The 15,465-nt window shown below is 31.1% G+C and carries 14 protein-coding genes; 5 read left to right on the forward strand and 9 right to left on the reverse strand.

Annotation, left to right across the window (positions count from 1 at the left end):
• Positions 1 to 58: 58 nt before the first annotated feature.
• Together D1818_RS08685 and D1818_RS08690 are read right to left on the reverse strand one after the other, a co-directional pair.
• Positions 59 to 949: a hypothetical protein gene (locus D1818_RS08685; RefSeq protein ID WP_147406132.1), complete on the reverse strand. Its 891-nt coding sequence runs from the start codon at positions 947 to 949 to the stop codon at positions 59 to 61.
• A 38-nt stretch (positions 950 to 987) separates the two neighbouring features.
• On the reverse strand, positions 988 to 2,238 hold the full coding sequence (locus tag D1818_RS08690) for an MBOAT family protein (RefSeq protein ID WP_370449401.1): 1,251 nt from the start codon (positions 2,236 to 2,238) through the stop codon (positions 988 to 990).
• Between the two features lie 300 nt (positions 2,239 to 2,538).
• Between D1818_RS08690 and D1818_RS08695 the strand changes: the two genes are divergently transcribed.
• Positions 2,539 to 3,222 carry a cell division ATP-binding protein FtsE gene (locus D1818_RS08695; protein ID WP_118458022.1) on the forward strand — a complete coding sequence of 228 codons (684 nt, stop codon included), beginning with the start codon at positions 2,539 to 2,541 and terminating at the stop codon, positions 3,220 to 3,222.
• Between the two features lie 26 nt (positions 3,223 to 3,248).
• The gene (locus tag D1818_RS08700; protein WP_118458025.1) at positions 3,249 to 4,088 is read left to right on the forward strand and encodes a class I SAM-dependent methyltransferase; all 840 of its coding nucleotides are present in this window, start codon (positions 3,249 to 3,251) and stop codon (positions 4,086 to 4,088) included.
• Between the two features lie 5 nt (positions 4,089 to 4,093).
• Here D1818_RS08700 and D1818_RS08705 read toward each other — a convergent pair whose 3' ends face one another.
• A complete protein-coding gene (locus D1818_RS08705; protein WP_118458027.1) occupies positions 4,094 to 4,924 on the reverse strand; it encodes a 2OG-Fe(II) oxygenase in 831 nt (276 codons plus the stop codon).
• 59 nt (positions 4,925 to 4,983) lie between these two features.
• Here D1818_RS08705 and D1818_RS08710 point away from each other — a divergent pair, with 59 nt between their 5' ends.
• Both D1818_RS08710 and D1818_RS08715 read left to right on the forward strand, forming a co-directional pair.
• Positions 4,984 to 5,862: a glycosyltransferase gene (locus tag D1818_RS08710; protein WP_118458030.1), complete on the forward strand. Its 879-nt coding sequence runs from the start codon at positions 4,984 to 4,986 to the stop codon at positions 5,860 to 5,862.
• A complete protein-coding gene (locus tag D1818_RS08715) occupies positions 5,862 to 6,812 on the forward strand; it encodes a glycosyltransferase family 2 protein (protein ID WP_118458032.1) in 951 nt (316 codons plus the stop codon). Before D1818_RS08710 ends, D1818_RS08715 begins: the two co-directional genes overlap by 1 nt.
• On the opposite strand, the gene D1818_RS08720 is transcribed toward D1818_RS08715, so the two are convergent.
• From D1818_RS08720 to D1818_RS08735, 4 genes are all read right to left on the reverse strand, one after another.
• Positions 6,795 to 7,238: an FdtA/QdtA family cupin domain-containing protein gene (locus tag D1818_RS08720; protein WP_118458034.1), complete on the reverse strand. Its 444-nt coding sequence runs from the start codon at positions 7,236 to 7,238 to the stop codon at positions 6,795 to 6,797. The two genes, D1818_RS08715 and D1818_RS08720, sit on opposite strands and share 18 nt — an antisense overlap.
• The gene (locus D1818_RS08725; RefSeq protein WP_118458036.1) at positions 7,208 to 8,314 is read right to left on the reverse strand and encodes a glycosyltransferase; all 1,107 of its coding nucleotides are present in this window, start codon (positions 8,312 to 8,314) and stop codon (positions 7,208 to 7,210) included. The genes D1818_RS08720 and D1818_RS08725 overlap by 31 nt, the downstream gene beginning before the upstream one ends.
• A gap of 92 nt (positions 8,315 to 8,406) precedes the next feature.
• Complete coding sequence (locus tag D1818_RS08730) at positions 8,407 to 9,702, reverse strand: O-antigen translocase (protein WP_233558558.1); 1,296 nt, start codon at positions 9,700 to 9,702, stop codon at positions 8,407 to 8,409.
• A gap of 4 nt (positions 9,703 to 9,706) precedes the next feature.
• Positions 9,707 to 10,825, reverse strand: a complete 1,119-nt coding sequence (locus tag D1818_RS08735; RefSeq protein ID WP_118458038.1) for a DegT/DnrJ/EryC1/StrS aminotransferase family protein — start codon at positions 10,823 to 10,825, stop codon at positions 9,707 to 9,709.
• Positions 10,826 to 11,010: 185 nt separating this feature from the next.
• Here D1818_RS08735 and D1818_RS08740 point away from each other — a divergent pair, with 185 nt between their 5' ends.
• On the forward strand, positions 11,011 to 12,156 hold the full coding sequence (locus D1818_RS08740) for a glycosyltransferase (protein WP_118458040.1): 1,146 nt from the start codon (positions 11,011 to 11,013) through the stop codon (positions 12,154 to 12,156).
• A 22-nt stretch (positions 12,157 to 12,178) separates the two neighbouring features.
• Here the strand turns inward: D1818_RS08740 and D1818_RS08745 are convergent, their stop codons facing one another.
• Both D1818_RS08745 and typA read right to left on the reverse strand, forming a co-directional pair.
• The gene (locus D1818_RS08745; RefSeq protein ID WP_118458042.1) at positions 12,179 to 13,120 is read right to left on the reverse strand and encodes a GNAT family N-acetyltransferase; all 942 of its coding nucleotides are present in this window, start codon (positions 13,118 to 13,120) and stop codon (positions 12,179 to 12,181) included.
• Between the two features lie 518 nt (positions 13,121 to 13,638).
• Positions 13,639 to 15,438 (reverse strand): translational GTPase TypA, encoded by a 1,800-nt coding sequence (gene typA, locus D1818_RS08750; RefSeq protein ID WP_118458044.1) that lies wholly within the window; start codon positions 15,436 to 15,438, stop codon positions 13,639 to 13,641.
• Positions 15,439 to 15,465 lie beyond the last annotated feature (27 nt).

The raw sequence follows: 15,465 nt of genomic DNA on the forward strand, positions 1-15,465 counted from the left end.
TGTGTTAAAGATACCCTAATCTTCATCTTAATAACGAAATTTTTTGGAGATAATTACATCAATCATCATTTTTCGGATCAGATATGATTGTATTTATGATTTTTGTGTACTTTTTGGCTCCTTTATGATTCAAATGGTCTGGATCGTATAAATCAGATGTCTCCAGTCGAGGATCTTGACGCAAATTAATATAAGTTACATTCTTATTAATTGCTAAATCATTGCAGGATTTGGTAATTTTCTCAAGCTTATTAGCTTCAAGTAATTCTAAATATCCTTCATAAACGGGCATATCAACCAAATACACATTACAATTTACCTTCTTACAATGCGCTATCATAGATTGAAGTCTAGCCATATTTTCTTCAAAATTTAATAAGAAGTCTTTATGTCGTTCTGCAGTAGCTTTGCTTTCTATTTCTAAAAGCACTCCACTTGTATTTTTATAATATGTACCCCAACCATTCGCATCGCATCCTATGATTGTTCCTTTCTCTAGATATTTACTAATTAAAGAAACTGATTTATCAAAACGCCTTGTCATTGACAGGCTATACTTTTTTAAATCAAATGGACTAATAATTGGGACATCCAGTTCCATCTGACTGCGATAAAAATATTTTCGCCATACGTCTTCTTTGGTGTTTTCTAATTGGCTTAAACTATAATAGCCAATGGTAATAATAACATTCTGTAGGTTAGGAAGACTATCCGCGTGCTTCTCGAATAACAATTGATCAAAATATAGACTTTGACTTACATTGGATAGATTTAATGCCTTTGTATCAAGATATTCTGGATTAATACCAAAAAAAGCGTGAGAATCTCCTAAAATCAATGTTTCAATATCATCATAACCCGTCCTAATTATTTGATGTTTATAAGAGTAATTAGACTCCACTGTTTTATAGAAATACTCTAAACCTCCCCATACTATTAAGATAGGCACAAGAAATATTACTATTTTTTTGATAAAGACCTTCTTCATTAAAACTGAAAATATATAAAGGTTTGTAAATCTCCCGCATAATAAAACACCAAAAACATAGTACCGTAATAAATCAAATATCTGACAGGTTTTAAAGGTATATGTCGAATATCCAATAAGTGTTCTCTTTTTTTCTGAAACCATTCTATTACTAAATATCCCATCAATACAATCAAAAACAACTTATTTCCTTGCGGTATAGAAAAGAAGGACAAAGAAAAAACTCGATCAATGTACCCAAAAGCTTCTGTAATGGTTTCCGCTCTAAAAAACACCCAAGCAATCGTAACTATAAAAAATGTAATACCTATTTTTAAAAAGTCAACAACAGGGGATTTTTGATCTTTAAGAAATATGCCCAATTTGGGGTTTTTATTGATAAAAATGGTACCTATCAATACGACTCCATGAATCAACCCCCAAAACAAAAAAGTAAGATTGGCACCATGCCATAAACCACTAAGTAAGAAAACAGTTAAAATATTAAAAATCAATCTGAAATTTGAAACTCGATTACCTCCTAAGGGAATGTATACATAGTCTCTAAACCAGGTAGAAAGTGAAATATGCCATCGTCTCCAAAACTCAATCAGATTCTTTGATAAATATGGAAAACTGAAATTTTTCATTAAATCAAAACCTAGCAATCTAGCAGAGCCAATAGCAATATCAGAATACCCAGAAAAATCACCATAAATCTGAAAACCAAAAAATATAGCTCCACAAAACAAAGTACTACCTGAATGCTCTGTATAATTTTCAAAAAGATCATTAACGATCAATGCACAATTGTCTGCGATTACCATTTTTTTAAACAAACCTCCTAGAATTAATCGTAATCCATCTATGCTTTTATGATAATTAAATACTCTGGTTTTTCTAAACTGTGGTAAAAGATTAGAAGCTCTTTCTATTGGGCCGGCGACTAGTTGAGGAAAAAATGAAACGAATGCAAAAAATGAAACAACATCATCAGTGGCATCTATTCTTCTTCTATATACATCTATAGTATAACTTAAGGTCTGAAAAGTATAAAAACTAATCCCAACAGGAAGAATCAATTCTAATGAACTATAAGATATAGGCCTTCCGAATAACAAAAAGGCCTCTGTAAACGTTTCTATAAAAAAATTAAAGTATTTAAAAATAAAAAGTACGCCAAGATTAAAAAACAAACTAACTCCAAACAACACTTTTCTCTGGTTACCTAAAGTAGATTTTAATTGTCTGGCAACTAAAAAATCTATCACAGAACTCAAAAATATCAATGATAAAAATCGCCAATCCCAAAAAGAATAAAACAAGTAACTAACGATAAGAAGAAAAACATTTTGAATCCTTATTGATTGATTAAATACAAACCAATACAACACAAAAACGATTGGAAAAAATAACGCAAAATCGACAGTATTAAATTGCAAAATGTATGTGATATGAATTCTTTGGAAAAGTACTTAAAATCAACGTGGATAAAAAAACATTTTTAATAAATACATTATTGCATAAACTTTTTACTTTTACTAAAATTAATAAATTCAGAATCTCATATTATGTCCGAACCGGTTCTAAGCCTTAAAAACGCTTCAATCTATCAACGCGAAAACCTAATCTTATCAGATGTTAATGTAGAAGTTAACAAAGGGGATTTTGTATATCTGATCGGAAAAACAGGTACAGGTAAAAGTAGTTTTATGAAAACACTTTATGGAGACATCCCTTTGATAGAGGGAGAAGGCAGTATCGTAGATTTTGATCTGAGTACCTTAAAAGAAAGTCAAATTCCTTTTCTTAGAAGAAAATTAGGGATTGTTTTTCAGGATTTTAAACTCCTTAATGATAGAACTGTAAAAGATAATTTATTATTTGTATTGAAAGCTACTGGTTGGACTGATCAGAAAGCTATGGATAGTAAGATTGATAATGTGCTGGATAAAGTTGGGATGAAAACCAAGGATTTTAAGTTCCCGTATCAGTTATCTGGTGGAGAACAACAACGAATCGCTATTGCTAGAGCATTGCTCAATGATCCAGAACTCATTCTGGCAGATGAGCCTACCGGAAACCTAGATCCACAAACTTCTGTAGAAGTAATGGAGGTATTACAGGATATTAATAAAAATGGCAATACCATCTTAATGGCTACTCACGACTATGCTTTGTTACTTAAATATCCTTCAAAAACATTAAAATGTGAAGGGAATAAGGTTTTTGAAGTAGTACAACGAAAAGGGTAAAAGAGTAAAATAACAAACTAAATGAAATGGCACTATTAAGAAATCTATACTACAAACTCACTCCAGGACAAAGGTTATTTGCCAGACGACTTGTATATTTCCCTATCGACCTTTTCCGAAAAAGATCCGACATGGAACCGCCAAAAGGAAAAATTTTTGTGGGTTCTGGAGATTTTATTTCTCACGGAAAAAATACTCTAGAATTGTTCAAACAACACGGAGGATTACTTCCAGATCATAATGTCCTAGATATTGGTTCAGGAATAGGAAGAATGGCTGTTCCACTAACTTCATACTTAGACAAAACTAGCAGATATGAAGGTTTTGATATTGTAAAAGACGGAGTAGATTGGTGCAAAAAAAATATTACATCAAAATTTAGCAACTTCAATTTTACCCATGTAGATTTAAAAAACGACTTATATAATTTAAATACAGAAAAGAAAGCTTCTTCCTATATTTTTCCTTATCAGAATGATTCTTTTAATTTTGTTTTTCTTACTTCTGTGTTTACTCATATGATGCCTGATGATATGGATCATTATTTATCTGAAATAAATAGGGTATTAAAAAATAATGGGACTTGTTTTGCAACATTTTTTATTTATGATCAGAATAGTCCAGAAAAATACACAAACAAAGGAATAACATTTACTTTTGAGAAAGAAAAAGATTTCAGCTTATACAATACCAATGTAAAAGAAGCTAATATTTGTTTCAAGAAAGAATATTTGTATAATACTATTCGTAAAAAAAAGTTTTCTGTTGAAAATTTTATTCAAGGATGGTGGATTGATGGAATAAAAAAGGAAAGTGCCACAGATTATCAGGACATATTAATCCTAAAAAAGAAAAATTCTTTATAACATATCTAAGAATCATCCTTCTTATAGACATGAGGATTTTCTCGAATCCCTTTTTTGAATATTTTTCGAACTCCCATTCGTAGAGATGAATCTAGTTTCAGTATTTTATCTTTAAAAAACTGACCAGGCCGTCCTCTAAACGTAGTTACATGAAAAGATGTTTTATCATCCACGGGTTCTGTAGAAAAATAATAATTAGAAACACAACATCGCACTTGATCTTCTTTTACCTTACTAACGGAATGCCAAGAGCTTTTGTGAGTAACCATAACTACCAATCTATTGAACTTCGAATTTATTGATACAGGCTCACTTTTTAATCCGTTTGGCCATAATTCTAAACTTCCTCCATTATCAGGCTCCCAATTTGGAGTAACATAATATAATAAATTAAGTACGCGCCATAGCTTTACATCTTTATCATGAGAATTATCTAGATGAGGATTTAAGTAATTTCCCTTTCCCATCATAGAAATTCCTCCTGCATAAAGATTTTTATCAGGCACTACATTTTCATAACTACAAATCATGGCAATAAGATCGACAATTTTACGATCTTGAAATGCATATATAACCTCTTCTAACAAAGGGTGATATTTGTTCATCTGGGCAGCTACATACTTATATTCTCTAATACTTTTTTTAACCTTTACGTCTTTGGTTCTTGGAAATTTATCAAATATCTCTCTAGCCAATTCATCTGGTAACAGATTATCTAAATAAAAATAACCAATACCTTTGCTAGTCTGGTGAAAGTGATTTTTTAAAACTTCTTCATTATCTTTGAGTTTTAAAAAAATAAGATCGGCTATTTTATCTCTATCGAGGTGACTCATCTATCCAATTACAAATTTGACCTAAAAATAATTATAAACTTCTAGTAAAGCATCTTTAAATGTTATCAATTTTGATCCCAGTTTATAATTACAATGTAATTCCTTTGATTAAAGAAGTTCACAAACAAGCTTCTTTATGTAACATACCTTTTGAAATACTTGTTTTAGATGATCAATCAGAGTTTCATTCAGAAGAAAATAATGTTATCAATAACATACCAGGTTGTACGTTTAAGAAATTATCAAAAAACATAGGACGAAGTGCTATCAGAAATCTATTAGCCTCTACAGCTTTATATGATTTTCTTTTATTCATTGATGCAGGAACATTTCCTAAGAACAAGAACTTTATCAGAACGTATTTAGACAATATAGATCAAAAAGTAGTAACTGGTGGAATGACTTACCTAAAAGAACCTCCAAAAAAACCTTTTAAACTGCGTTGGGTTTACACCAAAAAAAGAGAGTCTGTTCCTAAAAATCAAGAAAATAAGCGACCTATAGTTTGTTCTTCTAACTTTTTAATCCACGAAGAAATTTTTAAAATCATAAAGTTTGACGAATCCTTACAAAGGTACGGGTGTGAAGATGTAGTTTTTTTTGATTCAATTACTAAAAAAGGAATACCTATTACATATATCGATAATCCTGTAATTCATGATGCTAATGACGACGCAGAAACTTTTATAAAAAAGACTGAATTTGCTATTGAAAACTTAATTGAGTTGATTAATACTAATAAACTTGAATATGACCGATATAAGGTATCCAGTTTATACTACAAATTGAATAAAATTAAGGCTGATAAAATTATTTCTTTAATTTTTAGAATCTCAAGAAATTTACTTAAAAGAAATTTCAATTCATCTTATCCGTCCATTTTATGCTATGATTTCTATCGTTTGGGTTACTTTTGCTTAACTAAAAATAAAATCTAGTGCCTTTTTTCTCCATTATAGTTCCGCTTTACAATAAAGAAAATAGCATTGCTAATACATTAGAATCCATTTTTAATCAAACTTATACCGATTATGAGATTGTAATTATTAATGACGGTTCTACGGATCATAGTGAAGAGATTGTGAACCAATATACAGACAAAAGAATACAGTTCTTTTCTACAAAAAACAATGGTGTTTCTAAAGCTAGAAATCTAGGTATAGAGAAGGCAAATGGAAAGCTCGTTGCTTTTCTTGATGCAGATGATTATTGGTATCCCAATCATCTTGAAATAGTATTCCGATTGTATGAGAAATTTCCTGATGCTGGTCTGTTTTCTACATCTTATGAAAAAAGATTTAATGCAAAATCTACTTTTTTAGCTAATTTCAAGAATATCGATGCTAATAGTAACACTTTCATGATTGTTAACGACTTTTTTGAATCCAGCATTATTGATTCCATAGCGTGGACATCGGCTTGTGCTGTTCCTAAAAACACTCTAAACAATATTGGAGTTTTTGACACTTCTATCACACATGGAGCAGGAGAAGACACGGATCTTTGGATTAGAATTGCTCTTAAATACAAAGTCGCTCTTGCCACCTATGTTACTGCCACCTATAATTTAGATGCTAATAATAGAATTTCAAACACAGATACACTGAAAAGAAATTTTCAAGATCTAAATAAGTTCCAAAAAGAAGAGAAAACCAATCTTAGTTTGAAAAAATATTTAGATCAAAACAGATATTCAATTTCGCTGCAATACAAATCTGCTGGAGACCCAAAAACAGCCAAAAAGTATAAAGAAGAAATTGATTATAAAAACCTAAATACCAAACAAAAAATATTATTGGCTGCTCCTAAATTTCTTTACAACTTTCTAAAAATTATTAGAAGGAAATTAATTTTAAATGCAAGTATCAAACTATCTGCTTTTGAATAATGTAAAGTCGTTAAAATCTCTGATGTAATCTTCTTCTTCAAAGACTTCAGAAGCTAACACAAGACAAACAGAGCCAGAAGAAAAATTCTCCAACTCTCTCCATATTCCAGGTTTAATCAATAATCCCTTATTTGGTTTATTAAGGGTAACCTTCTTTTGTTCTTTACCATCATGTAAAATCACATCAAAACTTCCGCTTAGTGCTATAAGAAATTGACATAAGTTTTTATGCGCGTGACCCCCTCTACTCGCATCACTGGGAACATCATATAAATAATACACTCGTTTCGTTTCAAAAGGAATCACATCCTTCTCCACTACCGCTATATTTCCTCTTGGATCTTTTATCTTAGGAATCTCTATAATCTTACAATCCTCAACGGTATTTGTGTTCTTTATATTTTGCGTGGAAGTATTGCTTGCCATTGTGGAATTATATTTTCTATTTTAAATTTGGATACACTGGTGATCGTTCCTTCTTTACAACGTTTATAAAAACCCTGATCTTCTACCATTTTATTCAATGCCTCGGTGTAACTCTGTTCATTTTTTAACGGCACTAATATACCATTCTTACCTGTAACTATAACCTCAGAGGGTCCAGATTTACAATCTACAGAAACCACAGGTGTTCCCATTGCTAAAGATTCTATCAAAACCATAGGAAAACCCTCATAATTACTAGTCAAAGTAGTGAACAATGCGTGTTTTACATATGGAAACGGGTTTTCTAAAAACTTCTTAAAAACAACATATTCTTGTATCCCATATGATTTAACTAGGTTTTGAATCTTTGTTTTATCCGGCCCATCACCAATTATCAAAAGTTTTATTCCTTTTTTAGATAACTCTGATTGTGCATATGTCCTAATTAAAAAACTATAATTTTTAGATTCATCCAAAATCCTACCGTAGGATAATATATAAGAATCTTCCACCACATCAGCCTTAGCTTTTGACAACATATCCCAATGAGTTTCGTCAAATGCATTATATATACATCTTCCTTTCTCTAAACTATATTCTTCCTTAAAATGAATAACTGAACCTTTAGAAACACCTACCAATTCGTATGAGTTTTGATATAAACACTTACCTAAAACCCTATTATTTGGAAAATAACCACTCAGCTTATAATTGTGAACTACAAATATTGTATCTATTTTTCGATATACAAAAGTATTAATAAACCATTGTTTAAACCATAATGGCCGTGATGTTGCATCAATAATATAGTCAAATTTATTATTGCTCAATACCTTTCTACTAATAATAAACTTACGCCAGCGTTTCCGTAATCCTCTATAAGCTGAAGTTAGCGATTCTAGATTTACTAAATTTCCTTTATAATCATATACGGTATCATCCAAAATACTAATTATGGTTACGTCATATCCTGAATCCACCAGCATTCTAGACAAAATTGCGCTTGATCTTTCTGCTCCCCCAACTCCTAAAGAAGAAACTACTATGCAAACTTTTATATTATTTTTTTTAATCATTCGATATCTAACGCCTTCAGTAAATTAGCAAGATGTCTTTCAAAATATTTTATACTCGAGAAAACACTCGAGAGATTGGCTCCAACAATGTATTAAATGCTTCTATCTGGTCCAAAAAGTGATTTTCTGAATACCAACATCAATAATAAAAAATAAAAGACATAATTAAAAAAATACGCCATAGAAGCACCAATAAAGCCAAATTGATTTATTAAATAAATACTTGCCAGATATAAAAACCCAAATGAAATGATCTCTGTAAATATATAATACCAAAACATTCTTTTAGCTAGAAACTGGTATGCAATTACCAAGGAAGCTATTTTAAAAAAATCTCCAAACAATTGCCATAAAAACAAAGGTTCCATAGCTATAAAATCATCAGAAAAAAGAATTTTAATGATGAAATTCCTTAGAAAATAAATAATTAAAAACCCAAGAACAAATACAGGTAAGATCGTCTTATAAAAATTTATAACCTCCAATTTAAAATCTTTGCTCCTCTTTATTTCTGCCAATTTAGGAAGTAGATAAATCGTTAATAAAGTTGTTATAAAAAGCATATACTGATTACTTATACTTTGTATAGCCTCCCAATACCCCGCTTCTTCCACTCCTTGGGTATTAATAATAAAATTTCTAATTCTAATAAGAATAGCAGGCAATACGGTAGCGGATATCAATGCCATTATAGCGTAAGAACTTAATCTTTTTATGTATTTGAAAGAGACCTTTGTAAACTCTAGAGGTTTAATAATATTTTTCAATCTGGCTATAATCACTATCGTAATTATAAGTGAAACCGCAGGATTTATTATGATTGCTATAAATGCACCTTCCAACCTGTATTCCCATACTAAAAAAACAGTGATCAATAAACCGATCAAACTACTAACGATGTTAATCCCTATATATTCCTTATATTTAGAATAACCATTGATTATTGCAAGACATAATGTATTTATAGAATAAAAAGGTAATGCGATTGCTATAGCTTCAAAAATAAAACTATAATCGTATTCTTTACCAAATATTAGTGTATTCCAAAAATTAGGATCAAGATATAACCAACCTGATAATATCAGGATGACTATAAAACAAAACAGATAGCTAGTCGATAACATTGCCGTTAACTCCTCTTTATTGCTTTTAAATTCTGCTATATATTTTACAACTCCATTATACAACCCTAAGGTACCAACAGATTGTATTGAAGTCAAAACATTACGAAGGTTGCCCATCAAAGCCAAGCCTTCCGGACCTAAGAATATTGCTATTACTTTTAGGCTTATAACACCAGTAATCATTTTTACAAAAACACCAATCGCATTAAAAGAGCTAACTTTAATTAACACGTTGCTTTTCAATTTATCAAAGTATGAATTCACTCTATTAATATTGATTTAGTGTCATTATTATCTGCTCGATTTGATGATTTTCCAATGCTATATTTAAAGGAATACTAACCACTTCTTTGTGTATTTTTTCGGTAATTGGTAATGAAAGGTTGGAAAACTGTTTTAGGGCTTTTTGATGATGTGGTGGAATTGGATAATGTATATGATATCCTATTCCAGATTTTTCTAAATAATCACAAAATCCAGAACGATCAGCTACTCTTACAGCGAAAAGATGAAACACATGATTTTCTGAACCATCCCAAAATGGTAATTGAATTTTTTCGTTTTTAATTTCTGACAAATACCGTTTTGCTATTTGCCTTCTTAATTTATTATCATCCTCTAGATCTTTAAGCTTTTCTAACAAAAATGAAGCTTGCAGTTCATCTAATCTAGAATTTACTCCTAAATAATCATTTTCATACTTCTCCGAAGAACCGTAATTACCAAGACATCTAATGACTCCTGCTAGTTCTTCGTCATTAGTTGTGACAGCACCTGCATCTCCAAATGCACCAAGATTTTTAGCTGGATAAAAACTAAAAGAAGAAGCATCACAAAGATTTCCTGCAACAGTTCCATGAATACCTTTTGCCCCATGCGCTTGAGCAGAATCACTAATCACTAATAAACTGTGCTTCTTTGCTATTATATTAATTTCATCCATTTGAGCCAATTGACCATATAGATACGTCGGAAGGATTACTTTAGTTTTATCAGTTATAGCTTCTTCAATCTTACGAATATCAAGGTTAAAGGTATCAGTATTTGGTTCAACAAGTACAGGCTGTAAACCAGCATATTTTACGGATAATATTGTCGCTATAAATGTATTTGCCGCAACAATCACCTCATCCCCAGCCTTTATTTTACCTAATTCAATATATCCCCTTAGTACTAGCGTCAATGCGTCTAAACCGTTACCAACACCGATACAATATTTCGCTCCACAAAATCTAGCAAATGTATGCTCAAACTCTTCTACAAAATCTCCTTTGATATAACTCCCCGAGTCTAAGAAATCAGAAAACCGACTTTTAAGTTGTTTATGATAACGACTATTAATTTTATGTAGATCTAAAAATGGAATCGACGGTTTACGCTTTGTCATTATCAAAAATATCTAACTACCTTTTTATTAATCCTATGGGCACAAAAATAATTCGGTAGGATTCTGTTTTTATTATTAAAGTATTAAAAATACCTTTACAACAAAGATATTTGTTTTTGTGTAAGCCCATAAGAACGTGTCATTTTTTTTTAAAGTCTTAAAAATAAAGGCTTAATATTATTTTAATGAAAATATTACTAGTAGGAGAATATAGTCGGTTACATAATTCGCTTAAAGAAGGTTTGATAAAAAATGGGCATCAGGTAACTATTATTGGTAACGGTGATGTTTTCAAAAAATACCCTGTAGATATTGATATAGATGGAAAGTTTATAAAAAACAATTTTATTCTAAATAAAATCAGACATTTAATCTTTAAACTTACTTCAATCGACATCGCATCTATTGAAACTTTTATAAAATTCCATAGAAATAAGAAGTCTCTGTTAAACTATGATTTTGTTCAATTGATTAATGAAACTCCTTTTAATATTGGATCGTACTTTGAAAAAAAACTCTTAGCAACCATTTTTCAAAATAACAAAAATGTCTTTTTATTAGCTTGTGGTGATGACTACAGATATATATCCTATTTACTTTCAGGAAAATTTACATATAGCACAGTAAGTCCTTTACTAGACAATCCCAATTTAAAAACGGCCTACCAACATACGTTAAAATTTGTATCCAACAAACAAAAAGAAATTCACGATTTTGTTTTTAAACACATTAAGGGTGTTATCCCCGTGAGTGTAGAATATCATATTGCGTATAAAAACACATCTAAAACATTGCCACTAATTCCTAATCCTGTAAATATTGATAAAATTACTACTGTCCCTTTTGTAAATAATGGGAAAATAAAAATACTACACGGAATTAACAGCTCTAATTACATAAAAAAAGGAAATCGATATTTTGAAGAAGCATTAGCCGTTATCACCAAAAAATATCCAACTAGAACTGAAGTAATTATTACCGAAAATCTACCATATAAAGAATACATAAAGCATTTTTTATCGGCTCATATTATTTTGGATCAAGCACAAGCTCACGATCAGGGATATAATGCTTTAGAAGCTATGGCTATGGGAAAAGTAGTTTTTACAGGTGCTGGAGCTGCCTTTACAAAATACTACAAACTACAAGATACTGTAGCTATCAACACCTCTCCGGATAGTTCTGAAATAGCAGAAAACTTGGAGAAACTCATCCTTAATCCTCATCAAATTCAAGAAATTGGCAAAAATGCCAGAGCTTTTTTAGAAAAAGAACATCATTATATAGCTATAGCAAAAAAATATGTCGAAACCTGGCAAAATAACTGTTAGGAAACCAATCATTAGTTTTAGATTAAAGGTTTAATTTGTAAAAATCTTGTGTATAGATCTCACAACCTAATTCTTCTTTCTGTTTTAGAAGTCCAAAATTGTTTTCGGTTACAGTCCCCATATCAAAGAATCTATATCCTTCTTCACGATATCGGTCAATTAACGAAATAAAAAGAAAATCAAGTGCTCTATGTTTTTCACCCTTATCCGTAACAGCCCCGTATTGAGACTTTACCACTTCTTTGGTTTTAAAAATAGTAATTCCTGCTAAAATTTCATTATCCAGACTAATTACATATTGCTTTATGGATTCGGGAAACTTATCTTTGAGTACATGAATTTCTTCCAGAGTATGTACAGGCTTAGCACCATGCTTTTCTTCTAATCTTGGAATCAATACTTCATTCCAGAAACCAGAAAAATCATTTACCTCTGCTATCTCAAATCCGATATCTCTTCTTTTTTCATAATGCTTCAGTTTACTTTTATGAATAGTAGAAGGAAAACTATAATTTATTGCCAGATTGAGATCTCTATTATAAAGCTTAGCGCCAAAATCAGAAAAGAAAAAAGTGAACTCATTAGAAGGTTTTTGATGATAAAAAACCGGAATGGATTTAATATATAAATTATCAATCTTTTGTAACCGAAGAAAACCGATTAAATCAGAAAGAATATTTCGTACTTTTTCTCCACCAATACTATCGGCTAATATCAATCCCCCATAAGTAAGCCCTTGATGAGAATACACTTTTTCGTCCTTTACATTAGAAGGAAAAACAGCTACTAATTTTTTTTTATCATAAATCAACAAAGAAAAATCCTGAAATCGATCCGAATGGTATTCCATAAAATCCCTATGGAATAGTAGTGTACCGTTTTTAGAATTATCTATAAAACTATTCCATAAAGAATAATCATCTTTATGATATCTCTTAATCGTATACGTTTGCAAAATAATCATTTAGAAAAGTGAAAATACTTAATTTGTTTGAGTATTAGGAATATTAGTCTTATTTTTAGCTAACAAGGAAAATAGCTATGTTTTTTTCTTACAAAAGGAATAAAAATTTACACCTGATATTGCTGCTTTAGTATTAACAAATTAAGTGGCAATCTATAAATTACTAAAACCACACCCCACAATATTTATAAGACAAATTTTTTGATGTTATGCATTAGAAGGATATAGGCACGGTAAATGATGTAAAATCTCTTACCAATCCTACCATAAAACCTTGATTCAAAAATACATAAATATGCATTTTATCGACAAAATAAGTATTTTACCGTTATTTTAAAGGATTTTACAAGTTTCCCGTCAGTTTAAGCATTTATATTTGCCGAAGATAAAAATATTGAGAATAAATAATTTACCCCTCAAAAACGAATTAATCCCAAAACCATAATTACCCCATAATTTCGACAAAAAATCCCGAGTTTCCTCGGGATTTTTTAATTGTATATAAATTAGAAATTAAATTATACGATCTTATTTCTTTTACGTTCTACTTCAGTTAAGAATATTTTTCTTAATCGTAAATGATTAGGAGTTACTTCCACATATTCATCTTTCTGAATATATTCTAAAGCTTCTTCTAAAGAAAATTTGATTGCAGGAACAATCTTAGCCTTATCATCAGCACCAGAAGAACGTACATTACTTAATTTCTTAGTCTTAGTAATATTTACAGCCATATCATCTCCACGAGAATTCTCTCCAATCACCTGTCCTTCATAAATATCTTCTCCTGGATCTACAAAAAACTTACCTCTATCCTGTAACTTATCAATTGAATATGGTATTGCAGAACCTTTCTCCATAGAAACTAATGAACCATTTATACGACCAGGAATATCTCCCTTAAGAGGTTGGTATTCTTTAAAACGGTGCGCCATAATTGCTTCACCTGCTGTAGCTGTCAATAATTGATTACGTAAACCAATAATTCCTCTTGACGGAACCATAAATTCACAAACCATACGATCACCCTTAGCTTCCATACTTAGCATTTCTCCTTTTCTCATAGTTACCATTTCCACAGCTTTACCGGATACATTTTCTGGTAAATCAATGGTTAACTCTTCAATTGGCTCGCATTTAACTCCATCAATTTCTTTGATAATAACTTGCGGTTGACCGATTTGTAATTCGTATCCTTCACGACGCATTGTTTCGATCAATACAGATAAGTGAAGTACACCTCTACCAAATACTATGAATTTATCAGCACTATCCGTCTTATTCACTCTAAGTGCTAAGTTCTTCTCTAATTCTTTCTCTAATCTTTCCTTAATATGTCTTGATGTAACAAATTTTCCATCTTTTCCAAAAAATGGAGAATCATTAATCGTAAATAACATACTCATTGTTGGCTCATCAATGGCAATCGTTTTTAATCCTTCAGGGTTTTCGATATCAGCAACAGTATCACCAATTTCAAATCCTTCTAAACCAACCAATGCACAAATATCTCCAGCTTCTACTTTATCTACTTTCATTCTTCCTAAACCTTCGAAAGTATGAAGTTCTTTTATCTTAGTTTTCTTTATAGTTCCGTCACGTTTTACCAATGACACCTGCATTCCTTCTTTCAATACACCTCTTTGTAAACGCCCGATTGCGATACGACCTGTAAATGATGAGAAATCCAAAGATGTAATCAACATCTGTAACGTTCCTTCTTCAATTTTTGGCGCAGGAATATGTTCCATTACCATATCTAATAAAGGTTCAATATTATCCGTTTCTTTCTGCCAGTCATCACTCATCCAATTGTTCTTCGCAGAACCATATACGGTAGGGAAATCCAACTGCCACTCTTCTGCTCCTAATTCGAACATCAAGTCAAACACTTTCTCGTGTACCTCGTCTGGAGTACAATTTTCTTTGTCTACTTTATTTACAACTACACAAGGTTTTAAACCAAGGTCTATCGCTTTTTGTAATACAAAACGTGTTTGCGGCATCGGCCCTTCAAAAGCATCTACCAATAATAAAACTCCATCTGCCATATTTAATACACGCTCCACTTCTCCTCCGAAATCGGCGTGACCTGGTGTATCAATAATGTTAATTTTTGTTCCTTTATAAGTAACAGAAACATTCTTAGAAGTAATTGTGATTCCTCTTTCACGCTCTAGATCGTTGTTATCCAAAATCAAATCTCCCGTGTTTTCGTTTTCACGAAACAATTGACAGTGATACATAATTTTGTCAACCAAGGTAGTTTTACCGTGATCTACGTGAGCAATAATAGCAATGTTTTTTATAGCAGTCATATACGCCTGAATTTAAGGCTGCAAATG

Origin of the sequence: Aquimarina sp. BL5, assembly GCF_003443675.1 — a bacterium.
Classification (GTDB): Bacteria; Bacteroidota; Bacteroidia; order Flavobacteriales; family Flavobacteriaceae; genus Aquimarina.

Bases quoted from the DNA above. Each gene is read 5' to 3' on its own strand.
- D1818_RS08695 (WP_118458022.1), top strand. From the start codon at position 2,539: ATGTCCGAACCGGTTCTAAGCCTTAAAAACGCTTCAATCTATCAACGC.
- D1818_RS08700 (WP_118458025.1), top strand. From the start codon at position 3,249: ATGGCACTATTAAGAAATCTATACTACAAACTCACTCCAGGACAAAGG.
- D1818_RS08705 (WP_118458027.1), bottom strand. From the start codon at position 4,924: ATGAGTCACCTCGATAGAGATAAAATAGCCGATCTTATTTTTTTAAAA.
- D1818_RS08710 (WP_118458030.1), top strand. From the start codon at position 4,984: ATGTTATCAATTTTGATCCCAGTTTATAATTACAATGTAATTCCTTTG.
- D1818_RS08720 (WP_118458034.1), bottom strand. From the start codon at position 7,238: ATGGCAAGCAATACTTCCACGCAAAATATAAAGAACACAAATACCGTT.
- D1818_RS08725 (WP_118458036.1), bottom strand. From the start codon at position 8,314: ATGATTAAAAAAAATAATATAAAAGTTTGCATAGTAGTTTCTTCTTTA.
- D1818_RS08735 (WP_118458038.1), bottom strand. From the start codon at position 10,825: ATGACAAAGCGTAAACCGTCGATTCCATTTTTAGATCTACATAAAATT.
- D1818_RS08740 (WP_118458040.1), top strand. From the start codon at position 11,011: ATGAAAATATTACTAGTAGGAGAATATAGTCGGTTACATAATTCGCTT.
- D1818_RS08745 (WP_118458042.1), bottom strand. From the start codon at position 13,120: ATGATTATTTTGCAAACGTATACGATTAAGAGATATCATAAAGATGAT.
- typA (WP_118458044.1), bottom strand. From the start codon at position 15,438: ATGACTGCTATAAAAAACATTGCTATTATTGCTCACGTAGATCACGGT.